Source organism: Rothia sp. HMSC076D04 (assembly GCF_001814645.1).
Lineage (GTDB): Bacteria > Actinomycetota > Actinomycetes > Actinomycetales > Micrococcaceae > Rothia > Rothia mucilaginosa.
Window position 1 is genome coordinate 111,908 of record NZ_KV817363.1, and the last position, 13,784, is coordinate 125,691.

General features: G+C 60.8%; 7 protein-coding genes. 1 reads left to right on the forward strand and 6 read right to left on the reverse strand.

All coding sequences use genetic code 11. From position 1 onward, the window contains the following. Positions 1-72: 72 nt before the first annotated feature. From HMPREF2980_RS01320 to HMPREF2980_RS01335, 4 genes are all read right to left on the reverse strand, one after another. Positions 73-1,269 carry a putative glycoside hydrolase family 15 protein gene (locus tag HMPREF2980_RS01320; RefSeq protein ID WP_070689873.1) on the reverse strand — a complete coding sequence of 399 codons (1,197 nt, stop codon included), beginning with the start codon at positions 1,267-1,269 and terminating at the stop codon, positions 73-75. Continuing rightward, on the reverse strand, positions 1,259-2,974 hold the full coding sequence (gene pelF / locus HMPREF2980_RS01325; protein WP_070689875.1) for a GT4 family glycosyltransferase PelF: 1,716 nt from the start codon (positions 2,972-2,974) through the stop codon (positions 1,259-1,261). Before pelF ends, HMPREF2980_RS01320 begins: the two co-directional genes overlap by 11 nt. A 33-nt stretch (positions 2,975-3,007) precedes the next feature. Further along, complete coding sequence (locus tag HMPREF2980_RS01330) at positions 3,008-4,363, reverse strand: hypothetical protein (protein ID WP_070689877.1); 1,356 nt, start codon at positions 4,361-4,363, stop codon at positions 3,008-3,010. 478 nt (positions 4,364-4,841) lie between these two features. Further along, positions 4,842-9,731, reverse strand: coding sequence for an NAD-glutamate dehydrogenase (locus HMPREF2980_RS01335; protein ID WP_070689879.1), 4,890 nt, complete (start codon positions 9,729-9,731; stop codon positions 4,842-4,844). A 240-nt stretch (positions 9,732-9,971) separates the two neighbouring features. Between HMPREF2980_RS01335 and HMPREF2980_RS01340 the strand changes: the two genes are divergently transcribed. Next, positions 9,972-10,886: a shikimate dehydrogenase gene (locus tag HMPREF2980_RS01340; RefSeq protein WP_070689913.1), complete on the forward strand. Its 915-nt coding sequence runs from the start codon at positions 9,972-9,974 to the stop codon at positions 10,884-10,886. An 84-nt stretch (positions 10,887-10,970) separates the two neighbouring features. Here HMPREF2980_RS01340 and HMPREF2980_RS01345 read toward each other — a convergent pair whose 3' ends face one another. Both HMPREF2980_RS01345 and HMPREF2980_RS01350 read right to left on the reverse strand, forming a co-directional pair. After that, entirely contained in the window at positions 10,971-12,263 is a 1,293-nt protein-coding gene (locus HMPREF2980_RS01345) for an MFS transporter (protein WP_070689880.1), read from the reverse strand. Between the two features lie 249 nt (positions 12,264-12,512). Beyond that, positions 12,513-13,712 carry a hypothetical protein gene (locus HMPREF2980_RS01350; RefSeq protein WP_246823630.1) on the reverse strand — a complete coding sequence of 400 codons (1,200 nt, stop codon included), beginning with the start codon at positions 13,710-13,712 and terminating at the stop codon, positions 12,513-12,515. Positions 13,713-13,784 lie beyond the last annotated feature (72 nt).

Sequence of the window (13,784 nt, forward strand, 5' to 3'; positions counted from 1 at the left end):
TTTGTTTATGAGGTTATATGCGCAAATAAGAGGTGCCACGCAGAAGCTCAGAAGAGCTACGCGAGCGGTGAATTACGCCTTACGGCGGTACACCACACCCTGATGCGCCCGTAGCGTGAAGCTCGAGGGCACCGGGCGGTTTGCCGCATCCACCAAGCCGGACGGGACCTTCACGATCACATCCTTCGAGCCGGTGTTCAGGGCAGCCCAGCCGCGCGTAAAGGCACGAGTCTGAGCGGTCTTCTGAGCAATAATGCCGCCGACCGGATCCCCCAGGTCATAGGAAAGCTCCGGGGCGTGCGGGATCTCGTCGTAGGCGTCGTGGTGGGTTGCGCTGATGCCGGTGAAGGCGCCTCCACCGAACACCCAGAAGCCCGCCAAACCGTACAGGAAGTTCTCATCCGTACCGGTAATAGCAGCCTTGCGGTCGCTAAGCGGGGTACGCAGAATCGTCACCTTCTTCTGCGAGGCGGCGCTACGGCCACCCAGACCCGCAAAAGTAGTACCCAGGTTCACGTCGCCCGCCGAGCCGTTCGCAATCTCACGACCCTGCATCACGGCGTACGGCGAAGACAGGTAGTCGTTCGGACCCCAGCCAAGCCACACCTCCTCAAAGCCGCCACCGTAGGCGCTGTGACGCTCCCACTTGCCGTAACGCAGACGAGACTCAGCAATATTGGGCACCAGAATCTTGCCGATTTTATTCAGCTCAATACCGGCGTACGCGACCAGAAAATCCAGGTGCTCACGAATCTTCGTCATAGACTCCACACCCTGGATGGGCAGGTTCAGGTCGTAGTAGTCGTTCTCGATGTCGTTATCCGCCATGACCCCGTCGAAGGGTGAGTTGCGCATTTCGCGCACCACAGCGTCCACCCACTGCCAACGGTAGTCGGCGTTCCACACCTGCATCTGGAAGTGCTTGGGGTAGCCCTTCCACTCGATACGGTCACCGTTGAGGCGGTGGGCGAAGAAATCCTTACCGGAGTTCGCCATCGACTGCGCCAGCGGGTAAGACACACCCGAAGAATAGATCGGGCCGGGCTCATAAGAGCGGGTGGAGGACAGGCACTTGTACGCCAGTACCACCATTTGAGGTGCACGCTTCTTCAGGTAGCGTGCCGCGTCCAGTTCCCAGGGCTGCAGGATTGCGACAGAGTAGTTCTTGACCGCAAAATCGAGCTGCTGCTGGGTAATGGGCTTGCCGCCGTAGCGGACCCAGGCACCAAATTTGCCGGGTCCGCCCAAGCGGTTGAGTTTATTCGCCATCGTACTCCGGGTCGAATTCGGGGGCGCGAGGGGGCAGCTTGCCCAGCTCGCGGTAGATCGTGTTGTAACGGTCCATGACCAGTCGCAGCTGGAAGAAGCTGATGATACGGTCGTAGGCGTTCACACAGTAGCGTTCGTAGATGCTGGGCTCCTCCATGAGGGTGCGCAGCGCCGCCGCGAAGCCGTGAATATCGCCGGGGATGGTCAAGATACCGCAGTTACCGATTTCGTGGCCGTCGGGGGCGACCAGCACATCGTCGATGAGCTGGGACATACCGCCCACGTCGGTGCTGACCAGCGGGATGGACGCTGCCATCGCCTCGAGCGCCACAATCGGCTGGCCCTCATTGTAGCTGGGCATGAGCAGCAGGTCGAAGCGGTCGAGCATCGCACGCACGTTCACGGTGCCGTGGAAGGTGATGTACTCGCCCATGTTGAGCTCTTCGATGGTGCGCAGGCACAGCTCGTAGTACTCGGGCAGGTGGTCCTTGGGGCCGAGCACGTCCAGGTGGAAGTTCACCAGACCCTGATCACGTAGCACCGCGAGGGAGCGAATCAGGTCGGTCAGGCCCTTAATGGGCACCACGCGGGCAATGAACACGAAGCGCCACACGTGGCCCCGACCCTCAGCGAGGATGCGGGCACGCGCCGCCTGGCGGGCGTAGTAGGCTTCCGCCACGGACTCGATGAGCATACCGTTAGGCAGAATGATTGCGCGGTCCTTCTCGCCCTCGTTCATCTGGTCGATGGGCGCGCCAATACCGCGTGCCTCTTCCAGAGCCTTGGGGTACAGGTAGGTTGCCATGTCGGCGCTGGGGTAGCAGAAGCGGCCCATTTCGACGAACCAGACGGACCAGGCACGCTCGTCGAGGGTGACCGGGCCCAGGCCGGGGTGCTCACGCTCTTCGTTGAGGAAGGCGTAGTCGGTGGTGACGGGCTTCGCCATGTTGCGTTCGAGCTTGGTGTTCACGGTGTCGCGAATGTAGAGGTTGTGCTCGGTCAGCAGGAAGCTGGTGCCGTGGTCACGTGCGGCGGCGGCGGCGATGAGTGACGCGTAGCCGGTGGTGTGGGCGTGGTAGACGCGGGCGTGCGGCATCCGCTCGTGCAGGAGCGCAAAGAGGATGGAGACGAAGTCGCGCACCTTCCAGAAGAGCTCACCGAAGGGCACCTCGGACAAGAAGCCCAGGCCCGCAATCGCCTGCATGAACTCGCGGGTTCCGAAGAGGCCGAAGAGGTTGTAGCTGCGGGTTGCGGGGTTGATGCCCTCGTCGTAGAGCTTCCAGAGGGGGTTCACGTCGCCGGCGATGAGGGCGCTGAATCCGTCCATGAGGCGCTGGGTGAGTGCCTGACGCTCCGCAAAGTTCATGCGCAGTGCGGAGGGGTCGCAGGCTTCCGCGAAGGCGTCGCGGTTGACTTCCAAGCTCAGGTACAGCACCTTGACCCACTTGACGTTCTCGGGCATGCCGTAGAGGTCTTCGTGGGGGGAGTTCTTATCCCAGGCGATGTGAATAATGCCGTAGGTCAGATCCGGGTTTTCGCAGACGATATCGTGCACCACCGCGGACACACCACCCTTGAGGTAGGGGTAGGTGGATTCCATGATGATGGCGACGTCAACGTCCGGGTATTCGGGGTCGCTGTAGTGGGGGCCGGGAGCCGGAAGCTGCAGCGGCGCGTAGTGGTTTCGGTACATCTGTTCAGTCATTGTCGTGTGTATCTTTCGCGGACCGTGCGGTTCTTACCAGGCGAGGGCTCGACGCCAGAAGAGGGAGTACTCGGGTGCTGCCCACGCCTGACGGTAGACGCGGTAGCATGCGAAGGCGAGCACTGCCTCGCCCGCGATGATGGGCAGGTAGCCGGTCTCGTTGGGCAGGATCATGAAGGAGATGAAGAGCAACACCAGGTGCGCTGCGGAGAGCAGCTGCACGGTGACGTACATGGTCATGTACTCGATCTGGTAGACCAGCAGTGCCACTGCAACGAAGAGGAACGCCACGACCAGGCCGGAGAGCGCCAGCGGGTAGGACTGCGGCAGGAAGATATACATCAGGATGCCTGTGACGATAGCGCTGGCGATGTAAATCAGCAGGGAGTTGCGGATAGCGTGGTTGGAGGTGCGCAGGGCCTTGGAGGACTCCTCCTGAACGCCCTTGTAGGGCAGGCGGTCGAAGATGGTCCACAGGTGCTGGATGCTTGCGTTGACGCGGTCTGCTTCCACCACGAAGAAGTAGTTGTAGGCGATAACGCAGGGGATCAGGCTCAGGTAGATTGCCACGACATTGATTTCACCGCCGGTGACCAGGAAGAGCATGTACTTATCGGCCCAGATGATGGAGCCGGTGAAGAAGCCACGCAGGGCGTCGAGCGCAATGTCCTTGAGCGGGATGCGCGCGAAGTGCAGCAGGTGCACCAGGTCCTTGCCAAGGCTCACCAGCAGAATGAGCGAACCAACCAGCGGCGGCAGGAACCAGATGACGGGGTAGCAGTACAGGGCAAGAGTGTAGCCAAGCCACGCGATGAACCAGATGATGCGGTTCTTCGCGAGGTTCGGGATGACCAGCAGCTGCGCGAACGCAATGTTGAGAACGCCCAGGACGAAGAACGCACCGAATGCAGTCGGGCTCCAGTGAAGAACGAGGGCGACCGGAATTGCGAAGAGCAGCACCAGCGGCATGGTCATGAAGAAGAGGTAGAGCCAGTTGCGGGTGAACGCGGTCAGGTCGGTAATGTCCTGGAACTGCGGCTCGGACATGCGTGCGCGTACGGCTCGTGCTTCGGCACGCTTGAGCTGGTGCTCAAGGGTTTCAGCGTGAATACGTAGACCTTCGCGGGCATCCGCAATCTTCTTGTGCTCCATCTGGATAGCACGGTAAAGGGGCAGGCAGGCCGCCTGGCTGAGCCAAGGAACGGTAATGGACGCCGCCAGAATCACCTGGATCAGGGGTACACCATCGAGGTTGTACCGGTTAATGGTCGGGGTGACCATGGGGAAGACGGTGGTCAGCAGGGCGACCGGAGAGACGTAAAGCAGAAAGTTAATGAGGAGGCGCCATGCGCTGTTGCTTTTTTCCTCAGTACCGTGGTTGGTAGACAATCTTGCAGACTTTCAGTCAATAATCGTAAAGATTAGGGGCAGTGTGTTTGAACAGCACCGTGTGACGCGCCAGGGGAAAGAGTCGTCGTACCGAGAAGTGCCGGGTCCCCATGGCTTGCGCTGATGCCGCCGTGAATCAATATACGGCATATATCAACTAAAACCTTTGGTTTCCTTAACCCTCTACTTGATATTTGGAGGGATTTAGGACACACCCACATAATGTGCATCACATAAGAGTGCAAAACACCTAGTGAGAGCAATATTCTATGCAATATACGCGGGGTGCAACAACCCTGATTTGGGTGCTCCACGCGAGGTGATGACGCACTGGCACACCGGCACAAGGTTCACCCGACCAAAGATCCCCCGCACTACCTGTGCACGCACCATGTGTCCCTGCGCAAAAGCATCCCGGCCCCTCCGATTGGAGGGAACCGGGATGCTCTATGCGGCGACCCGTAAGGGTCTTAGCTGATTAGGATGCGCTCGAGAGAGTACGCAGTGCCACAGACACTACAGCCAAGCGCGGGTGACCGGATGCGTCGGGAGCAGCTTCGCGAATCTCCTGCAGGATGCGGTCGATGTTACCCACGCGGGTCGGGTGCTCTTCAATCCAGGTAGCCAGTGCCTTCTGCGCACCGTCCACGGTGGAGAAGTCCCCCTTCGCGCCCTCTGCCACAGACAGTGCCAGACCTGCAGCGGTCTCGTAGAGGCTGCCGCGCAGTGCCTGACGTGCCAGGATCTCCCAGCGGTCGCTGCGGGGCAGGTCGGAGATGAGGCCGAGCAGCTCGTCCACCTTGAAGCGGTCGTAGGTTGCGAAGTAGACCGGTGCCAGCGAGGTTGCCTCGAAGTCGTGGTCGCGTGCCGAACGGATGACGTCCAGCAGGGCGTAGCCCTCGAAACCGCGGATCCAGATGACGATGAGTTCCTCGGGCAGGCCCCATGCCTCGCCTGCGTCGCGCTTTGCACGAACACGCTCGCGGGAGGTGCCGGAGAGGTACTCGGGCAGGTTGTGGCGCATCTCGACGACGGAGCCGAAGATCTCCAGCAGCTCAGAGATGCTGGTGCCAGCAACCACGCCACGCTCGGTGATGAACCAGCGGACAGCACGATCCAGAACGCGCTGGTTGTCGCGCAGAACGGTGAACCATGCATCCAGCGGGGTCTTCGGGGGCAGTTCGCGGTGCAACTTAGCTGCGGTGCCCAGCTCGAAGAGCTCACGAGCGACGATGAAGGCGCGTGCGACGGAATCGATACCGACGTTGAACTCCTCCATCACGCGGTATGCGAAGGTGATACCGCCGATGTTGACCAGCTCGTTAGCGACGCGGGTGCAGATGATTTCCTTACGCAGCGGGTGCGAGTCCAGGTGCTGACCGAAACGCTCAACCAGTGCTGCCGGGAAGTAGCTGCGCAGAACGCCTTCCAGGTAGGGGTCGTCCGCGAAGTCGGTCTGCTCCAGTGCGTGGGTGAGGTAAATCTTCACGTACGCAGCCAGGACGGACAGCTCGGGGCGGGTCAGGCGGTCGCCGGTGGTCTCCAGACGCTCGTCCAGCTCCTCGTCGGTGGGCAGGAACTCGACGGCGCGGTTCAGGCCGGCGTGCTCTTCCAGGTCGTGCATGAGGCGCTTGTACAGGTTGGTGCCCAGGAAGGAGCCGTGGAACTCACCCTGCAGCAGAACGTTCTGCTCAACGTTGGTCTCGAGGACCTTGCCGCCGACCTCGTCCTGCAGGGACTCGATGAAGGAAGCACGCTCTTCGCTGGACAGCTCGCCGTGTGCCACGAGGCGGTCCACCAGAATCTTGATGTTGACCTCGCGGTCACTGGTTTCCACACCTGCGGAGTTGTCGATTGCGTCGGTGTTGAGGATGACGCCGTTGAGCGCAGCCTCAATACGACCCAGCTGGGTGAAGCCGAGGTTACCGCCCTCGCCAACAATCTTGGCGCGCAGGTCCTTACCGTTGACGCGCAGTGCATCGTTAGCCTTGTCGCCAACCTGTGCGTTGGTCTCGGTGGATGCCTTCACGTAGGTACCGATACCGCCGTTGTAAATCAGGTCGACCGGTGCCTTGAGGATTGCGGAAATCAGCTCGGTCGGTGCCAGCTCGGTAACGGACTCATCCAGGCCCAGAACCTCGCGCACCTCGGGGGTAATCTCGATGGACTTCAGACCGCGAGAGTACACGCCACCACCGGCGGAAATCAGGTCGCGGTTGTAGTCCTGCCACGAGGAACGGGGCAGATCGTACAGGCGCTGACGCTCGTCGAAGGACACTGCCGCGTTCGGGTTCGGGTCCAGGAAGATGTCGCGGTGGTCGAATGCTGCGACCAGGCGGGTTGCCTTGGAGCGGAGCAGACCGTTACCGAACACGTCACCGGACATGTCGCCAATGCCGACTGCGGTGAACTCTTCGGTCTGAGCGTCGTGGCCGAGCTCAGCGAAGTGACGCTTGACGGACTCCCATGCACCGCGTGCGGTGATGCCCATAGCCTTGTGGTCGTAGCCGACGGAGCCGCCGGATGCGAAGGCGTCGCCCAGCCAGAAGCCGCGCTCCAGGCTGATTGCGTTTGCGGTGTCGGAGAATGCTGCGGTGCCCTTATCCGCTGCAACCACCAGGTAGTAGTCGTCAGCGTCGCGTGCTACAACACCTTCGGGGCGGACAACGGTCTCGGAGCCGTCGGTGCCCACTGCGAGGTTGTCGGTGACATCCAGCAGGGAGCCGATGAAGACCTTGTAGGACTCGCGGCCCTCGGTGATCCATGCGTCACGATCCACTGCGGGGTCGGGCAGCTGCTTGGGGTAGAAGCCACCCTTCGCGCCGGTGGGGATAATGACGGCGTTCTTCACCATCTGGGCCTTGACCAGGCCGAGCACCTCGGTGCGGAAGTCGTCACGGCGATCCGACCAGCGCAGGCCACCACGTGCAACGCTACCGAAGCGCAGGTGAACACCCTCAACGCGCGGGGAGTAGACGAAAATCTCGAACTTGGGGCGGGGCAGGGGTGCGAAGTCGATCTCCTGCGGTGCCACCTTGAACGCGAGTGCGGGGCGGTCAGCAAGGTATGCGTTGGTGCGCAGGATAGCGCGGATAACCTTGCCGAGGGAGCGCAGGTAGCGGTCAGCGTCCAGGGTGGGGATCTGGTTCAGTTCCTCAACCAGGGCTGCTTCGATTTCGTCACGGCGTGCATTGCGCTGCTCATCGTTGAGACCGTTGTTCGGGTCGAAGCTGACCTCGAAGAACTCGACCAGGTGCTTGGTGATGGCCGGGTTAGCGAGCAGGGTGTTCGACATGAAGGACGGGGTGTAGCCCAGGCCCAGCTGAATCAGGTAGTGGTTCAGGGCACGGAACAGACGTACTTCCTGCCAGGTCAGGCCCTCAGCCAGGATCAGGCGGTCCAGGGTATCGGACTCGCGCTCACCGAGCAGGTAGGCGTTCAGGGCATCCTCGTACAGGGAAGCCACAGCGTTTGCGTCCACGCCCTCGGGGAATTCAACTCCGAAGTCGTAGAGGTAGCCGTAGTCTTCGCCATCCTCAGGCTTGAACTCGTAAGGCTTCTGATCAACAACGACCAGACCCATATTCTGCATAACCGGCAGCAGCTCGGTGAGGGTGTGAGGTGCGGACAGGTAGGTCTTCAGTCGGGTGGTGTTGGCTTCGCCGGCTTCAACCTTGATTGCGGCGGGCTTCTGGCCCGAGAGAGATTCAAGAATCACGATATCCTCGATTGCTTGTTCTACTGTGTAATCGGCTCGGTAGGCTGCACTAGTCGCATCTGCCCAGGCTGATGCGAGTCGGCGGCCTGCCGCTCCGGGTTTCCATGCCTCAATAGCAGCTGCGGTTGCTTCCACCCAGGAGCGGGCGGCTTCTTGCAGTCGCTTTTCGAGAGCTTGATGATCCGTCTTCGGCACATCATTGGGGTTGGTGAGCCGAATGCGGAAAAATAGACGCGCCAGCGATGAGGAGGACAGGTACACCTCATGGTCGATGGCACTAAAATCAAATTCCTGTTGGAACACCCGCTGAATACGGGAGCACACGTTCGTGTTGTAACGATCCCGAGGCAGGTACACCACGGCGGAAATAAACCGGTTGAACTGGTCGGCGCGCAGGAACAGGCGGGTCTTGCGGCGCTCCTCCAGGCCCATGATGCCGCCGAACGTATCGGTCAGGTCATTAGCGGAAGCGTGCAACAGCTCCAGGCGCGGGTAATCTTCCAAGGCACCCAGAAGCGCCTTGTCAGAGTAAGAACCGGGGTGGTAGCCGAGGCGGCGGCGCACCATCGCGATACGCTCACGCACCAGCGGAGTCTCAATAGCGGGCAGTGCGTACGACTGACGGGTGAACAGACCCAGAATGACGTACTCACCAATCACGCGGCCGTTCAGGTCGAAGCGGCGCACACCAATGTAGTCCAGGTAGTCGTTCCGTGCTACGGTGGAGCGGGAATTCGCCTTCGTGATGTACAGGGGGCGCGGGAACAGGGCACGCTCCAGGGTCTCGCCCGAAAGGGGGATGCGGCTCTTACCCTCCGTGGTGCGCAGAATACCGAGCGCCGAACCGGGGCGGTCCACCAGAGAAATAGCGCCGGAGGTGCCGTCCAGCACGCGCTCCTTAACGCCCATAAACACGAAGTTGCCGCGGGTCAGCCAGCGCAGGAAGTCCTGTGCCACCTCCACACGGGAGGCAGGCTCCACACCGCGCGGGTTAGCGGCGTAGGATTCCTCGCCGTGACCCAGGGTTGCGCCGCGCAGGTCGTACATGGACTGCGCCAGGTCGAAAACGCGGGCGACCATGGCATCCAGGTCGGTGTGGCAGGCGCGAACATCAGCGAGGACGCGCTCAACTTCCTTCTCGCAGCGGCGCTGCTCTTCCTCAGTGAGGTAGCGGGTCAGGCGAACCGCAATCCAGGCTTCAATAGCGACAGTGGTACCCGCCGGGGCGTTCTCGCTGAGCTTGAGGGAGGGCACGCCAAGAGTGGCGGTATCGCCACTGGCGAGGTTGCCGCGCATGCCGGTGCCGCGCAGGCTCAGGAGGGTACCGTCCGGGCCGCGTTCAGCGAGGAAGGTGGGGTGAAGAATGGTGACGAAACCACCAAAGTGCGCGGCAAGGCATGCGGTCAGGGAGCTGACGATGTGCGGCATGTCGTCGGTCGCGACGTACAGGGTGGTGTTGTACTCGTCGTTGCGTGCGGCAACGACAGGGGTCTTGGGCAGGCGGATTTGAGCCAGCGCACGGTGGGTGCGAGCCAAATCCTCTAACTCTGCCGGGGTGAACTCTTCACGCTCATCTTCGGGGCTGTTCAGGAAATACTGCTCGACCCATGCATCGGCGCCAGCGAAGTGTGCCATAGCCTTGTCAGTCATTGACAATCTATCCTCCGAATATCGGTATCACTTCACTGTGACGGTGTCTGTGTGGTCTCATGTGCGCGCCGTGGCGCGCGAGCACTTATACCAAGCTTATACCTTCGAGGTGTTTCTGTCAGACATATCGCTCTTGTGAGCGTAGAAATTATTTTTATCTTCTTCCCAAATCCAGCACGCATTTGGTACGGGTTCAAGAAAGTAGGTGCATCTTGAGGGATGGACACGTACAGTGAAACTATGAGTTTGCGTACTGAATCTTTCCTGGTGGGTCTCATTGGTGACGGCATCACCTCCTCCCTGACCCCTCCCATGCATGAGGCGGAGGCGGACGCGCACGGGGTGCGCTACCTGTACCGCCCTGTCGACCTGGACGCCCTGAACCTGGATGGCGCCTCCGCACCGGCGCTTCTGGATGCTGCGGCACTGCTCGGCTTTAACGCTTTCAATATCACGCACCCGTGCAAGCAGTCGGTCATGGAGCACCTGCACGAGCTTTCGGATGCGGCACGCGCCCTGGGTGCGGTCAATTGCGTGGTGATTGGTGAGGACGGCAGCTTCTACGGCGATAACACGGACTACTCCGGGTTCATTGCGGGATTGAAGCGCGGCCTGCCGCAGGTGGCGGAGAATCCGGCGCGCCTGGAGCACGTGGTGCAGCTGGGCGCTGGCGGTGCTGGTAGCGCCACAGCGTACGCCCTGTGCCGTCTGGGGGTGCGCCGCCTGAGTCTCTTTGAGCGTGACGCGGCGAAGGCGCAGGGGCTTGCGGAGCAGCTGGGTGGGCTCTTCCCGCAGACCCGGATCGAGGTGCTGACCGACGATGAGCGCTTGATTGAAGTTCTACTAGAAGCTCAGGGTTTGGTGAACGCAACCCCGGTGGGTATGCACGTGCATCCGGGTATGCCGTTGAGCGAGTCGGCATTGAGCGCCGGGGTGTTGCGTGAAGGCCTGTGGGTTGCGGACGTCATCTATCTGCCGCAACAGACGCAGCTGGTGCGCGCGGCGCGTGCCGCCGGGTGCGAGGTGCTGACGGGCGGCTATATGGCGGTGGGTCAGGCGGTGGATGCGTTCCGTCTCTTCACCGGGATGGAACCGAACGCTGAGCGTATGGCGGCGCATTTTGAGACGCTGATTGCGGCTCAGCAGGGGGCTTAGAAGGTTAAACACGCAGGTGGGGATGGATAGCTAACTATCCAGCCCCACCTGTATTTATTCTGCATATGGAATATATTGTTCGGGTTATGCATCCAGCTCAGCCAGGGACTTCTTGTACCCTTCACGAGCCGTCAGCGCGCCCAACGCCACGAGCACACACATGGCGACCGTGAACACGGCGGGCAGCACCGCGTTATGCAGGTCGGCACCGGCGAGGCTCGTCGCCACGGCGGGCGCCACGCCTCCAGAAATTGCGAAGCCAATCTGGGTACCCAGCGCCAGGCCGGTCACGCGCACGCGGGTCGGGAACATCTCCGCATAGAAGGCGGGCCACACGCCGTTCGCCATGGAGTAGAGCGCACCGTGCATGAGCACACCGTAGGCGAAGATGCCCACCCAGTTACCCTCGGCAATCGCGCCGAGGTACGGGAACATCACCAGGGAAGAAGCAACCGCACCGGTAATAAACACGGGCTTGCGGCCAATCCGGTCGGCAAGCATGGCGGCAAGCGGAATCGCAATCAGACCGAGGGTATTGGAGGCGACCGGCACCAGCAGCATGGTGCTGCGGTCAAGGCCGTAACCCTTGGTGGCGAAGGAGAGCGCAAAGGTCGTAAAGACCATGTTCACGGTGTTGACCATGGCGCACACGGCGATGGTGAGCACGGCGCGCTTGTGGTGCTTGAAGACCAGCATGAGCGGGGATTCGGTGAGCTTTTCACGCTGCAGGTAGGCGGGCGGCTCGGAGAGGGTGCGGCGAATCAGCCAGGCGGTCACGACCACGAAGGCGGAGAGCCAGAAGGGTACGCGCCAGCCCCAGGTGAGCAGGTGCTCGTCCGGCAGGGCGGCGAAGGGAATGAACACGGCGGTCGCCAGCAGCGAGCCGAACTGGGTGCCCTGCAGGGTCCAGCTGGTCGTAAAGGCACGCTGGTGTTCGTGGGCGTGCTCCAGGGAGATGGAGATGGAACTTGCCTGCTCACCGGCGGCGGAGAGGCCCTGAAGCATACGGCAGGCAACCAGCAGAATCGGCGCGATAATACCCGCCTGGCTATAGGTCGGCAGACAGCCAATCGCAAAGGTTGCGGCACCCATCAGGAAGAGGGTGAGCATCAGGACGAATCGGCGGCCGTAACGGTCACCGAGGGGGCCAACGATCATGGCGCCGAAGGGTCGCACAACGTAGGCGACACCCACAACGACCATGGACTTGAGGATGCCGATGGCGGCGGTGTCTTCGGGGAAGAAGATGCGGTTGAGCACGATTGCGGCGGCGGTGCCGTAGACGGCGAAGTCGTAGTATTCGAGGGCGGAGCCTATCCAGCTGGCGAGGGCGGCTCGTCGTGGTGATCGGGCGGGCGCGTCGGTGCGTCGGCTCATGGGTGGCTCCTTCGGTGCTATACCCGTTGGGAGGGGCGGGGCCGCGGTGTCGGCGGTCCGTGCGGTTTGTCAATGTGCCCTTCCAGTCTAGGGAGCGCACCGCCTGTTTTCTATAGGGTTACCTAAGTTCCCAGGGTTTGAAGTAGTAATAGCGGGCGGACACCTCCAGCCACAGCCAGTTCATAAGCAACAAAGAAATGAGGGGTTGAGCATAACTATTTGTCTGCTCAACCCCTCATCATTTATTTATTAAATATTCTCCATCTCAGCACTACCGCTATTCGACGCAGAACGCGCATGCCACACCATCGCAGCCAAATGCACTAGCAGGCCAAGCATCGGACCCGCATACAGGGCAAGAAGAGTGCGCGTTAGAAGAGGCAACGGCGACACCGCCACAACACAAGCAACCACAGCAGCCAGCACCCAACCAGCCACATACGAACGGTGCATATTCAACGCAATCACCAGCGACCCCGACAGCACCAAAAGCGCCAGGAAGGCAGAAGCAAACACCAGAAGCGCAAGCATCGGAGAAGTCACCACCTCGGCGTACGCTTCAACCTCTGAAGGCTTCGGCGGATAAAGCAGACCAAACAGCCACGGTCCCAGCACATAAGCCGCTGCAGCGCCCACAAGACCCACACCCAACAGTGCACCAGCAGGCTTCGCAAAAGCACGCAACGGATGGTTCTGCTGCTTCAAGAAAGCAGACACCGCAACACCCTGAAAAGCCTGCAGAGGAATCATAATCGGCGAGCGCGTAATCGAAATCGCGAGAATCAGAACCGCCAAAATAACCTGTTGCAGCGAGTCATTCGAATCAATGCTCGCGTTCAACAGAAGCGGCAAGCCCATCATAAGAACCGCGTTAGCAGTCGACGACCCCATCGACAGCGTGTAGTTATACAGTAGCCGACCCGATGAAACATCCGCACGAGAGCCAAAAACTCGCCGTGCCTCCGGCAGCAGAAGCACCATCAGCAGCCACAGAAGTACCGGAGAAACCGCTGCGGCTTCAAGACCGATGAGATGCGCAGAGACCAGACCAACCGCACAGATAGCCACAATGCGCCAAATAGCGTCAAACCCCGACACGCTCGCGAAGAGGTACCAGCTTTCCTGACCAGCAGACGCACCATAGAGAGTCATATGCATGGCGTAAAGGGCCACACCGACACTCAGAAGAAGCACACCGTTAAACCCGCTCAAGGGAATCTGAGCAGGAGCCCACAGAGGGCTCGTCACTAAGGTCAGACCGCCCACAATAAGACCCACCAGAGCACCCATAGGGGCAATACGTGCCCCAGTTTTACCATCGCGGCGTGCAGTGCCCACGGCGCGGGTAGCTTCCTGCTGGATACCTACCACCACACCGTAGAGGGCAAAAAGGAGCGACCAGAAGAGAAGGAACTCCGTCAGGCTTTCGCCCTCCAGAAACCGTTTCACAACAACGGTAATTCCTAGAGAAGATAGTGCAGCTAAACCGGACGATCCCAAAATTGCCATCGAATGACCACG

Coding starts and splice junctions, on each gene's coding strand:
- HMPREF2980_RS01320 (WP_070689873.1), bottom strand. CDS start 1,269: ATGGCGAATAAACTCAACCGCTTGGGCGGACCCGGCAAATTTGGTGCC.
- pelF (WP_070689875.1), bottom strand. CDS start 2,974: ATGACTGAACAGATGTACCGAAACCACTACGCGCCGCTGCAGCTTCCG.
- HMPREF2980_RS01345 (WP_070689880.1), bottom strand. CDS start 12,263: ATGAGCCGACGCACCGACGCGCCCGCCCGATCACCACGACGAGCCGCC.
- HMPREF2980_RS01335 (WP_070689879.1), bottom strand. CDS start 9,731: ATGACTGACAAGGCTATGGCACACTTCGCTGGCGCCGATGCATGGGTC.
- HMPREF2980_RS01340 (WP_070689913.1), top strand. CDS start 9,972: ATGAGTTTGCGTACTGAATCTTTCCTGGTGGGTCTCATTGGTGACGGC.